At 74.7% G+C, this 1,264-nt stretch carries 3 protein-coding genes; 1 reads left to right on the top strand and 2 read right to left on the bottom strand.

Going from position 1 to position 1,264, the window contains the following annotated elements; translation table 11 throughout:
* The coding region (locus tag HW577_RS25195) for a hypothetical protein (RefSeq protein ID WP_332837813.1) at positions 1-258 on the top strand (258 nt) is incomplete at its 5' end.
* Positions 259-336: 78 nt separating this feature from the next.
* Here HW577_RS25195 and HW577_RS25190 read toward each other — a convergent pair.
* Both HW577_RS25190 and HW577_RS25185 read right to left on the bottom strand, forming a co-directional pair.
* A complete protein-coding gene (locus HW577_RS25190; RefSeq protein ID WP_198378823.1) occupies positions 337-612 on the bottom strand; it encodes an acylphosphatase in 276 nt (91 codons plus the stop codon).
* Positions 609-1,264: ATP12 family protein (locus HW577_RS25185; RefSeq protein ID WP_198378822.1), on the bottom strand; the 656-nt coding region annotated here is incomplete at its 5' end. The genes HW577_RS25185 and HW577_RS25190, both read right to left, overlap by 4 nt.

Genomic DNA, 1,264 nt, shown 5'->3' with positions numbered 1-1,264 from the left:
GCTCTTCCGATCTTGCAGGGACGCGCGGCGGCGGCGCTGGCCGCGCGCGGCGCGACAAGCGCGGCGCTGACCATCATCGCGGGCAATGACCGCGCCGCGCGCTTCTACGCGCGCCTCGGCGGCATCGCGCACCCGCCGCAGGCGGCCGAACTGCACGGCGCGCCGGTGAAGTTCCGCCGCTTCGCCTGGCCGGAGATCGCCGCGCTGGTCGCGGCGTGTGCGGCGACAGCACTATCCGATCACACTGAATCAGTGTGATCGGATGTCGTGCTGTAGACTCAATGGCTTCTAGAGCAAGAAATCCGATCGGCCGTTCCCGGCCGATCGGATATTGCTCTAAGCCCCCGGGACCCGCCGGAACCCCGGTTCCGCCGGCGGGTCCGCGAACTCCTCCGTGATCTCGGTGACGCGCGCGAGCATCGGCCCGCGCCGGCAGGCCGACAGCAGCGCCTGCACCGCGGCTTCCTCGCCGGCCACCAGCGCCTCCACCCGCCCGTCGGAGCGGTTGCGCACCCAGCCATGCACGCCCAGGCGCACCGCCTCCCGCACCATCCAGTCGCGATAGCCCACGCCCTGCACGCGCCCGGCGATGGTGACGCGCCGCGCCCTCATGCCCGCACCAGCGACAGAAAGCGCTCGGCCAGCGCCACATCCGCCGCCCCGCGCGCGCGGCGCGCCAGCGCCTCCGGGTCCTCGCCCCAGCGCGTTTCCTGGAAGGTCTCGTCCAGCGTCGCGAGGCGATGCGCCTCCTCCGCCACCAGCCGCCCTTCGGCCAGGGCGAGGCCCAGCACCAGGCTGCCCAGCACCGGCACGACGACGCCGAGCGCGGCGAGTTCCTCCGCCGTCCGGCGGCCGAGCGCGTCGCGCAGCCGCGCGAGGCTTTCCGGCGGCTGCGCCACGGGCATCAGCCCTTCCGTCACCACCAGCGGCGCGCCATGCGCCTGCGCCGCCCAGTCAAGCCAGGCTTGCCATTCGCGCGCCTGCGTCACGGCCAGCGCCGGGTCCCCCGCGCGGTAGCAGAGCAGGTCGGTCTCGGCATAGCGCACGAGGCCCTCGACCAATCCCGCCGGATCGGCCGCGACGCGGTCCTGCGCGGTGCCGAGCAGGCGCGTCAGCGGCACCTCCTCCATCGACATCTCGCCATCCTTCGCCCCGCCCGCCGCCTGCCATTCGGCGGCGATCGCCTCGGCCAGCGCGGCCGAGCGCGTGGCCAGCGGCGCGCCGCCCGGCAGGCGCAGCGGCCGCCCGTCCAGCAGCACCGCAT

The sequence above is a fragment of the Neoroseomonas rubea genome, assembly GCF_016106015.1.
GTDB classification, from domain to species: Bacteria; Pseudomonadota; Alphaproteobacteria; order Acetobacterales; family Acetobacteraceae; genus Neoroseomonas; species Neoroseomonas rubea.
The sequence above is the reverse complement of the archived record's forward strand: the minus strand, read 5'-3'. Positions and strand labels throughout refer to the sequence as shown.

Excerpts from the sequence above, each read along its gene's own strand:
- HW577_RS25190 (WP_198378823.1), bottom strand. The coding sequence starts at position 612 with ATGAGGGCGCGGCGCGTCACCATCGCCGGGCGCGTGCAGGGCGTGGGC.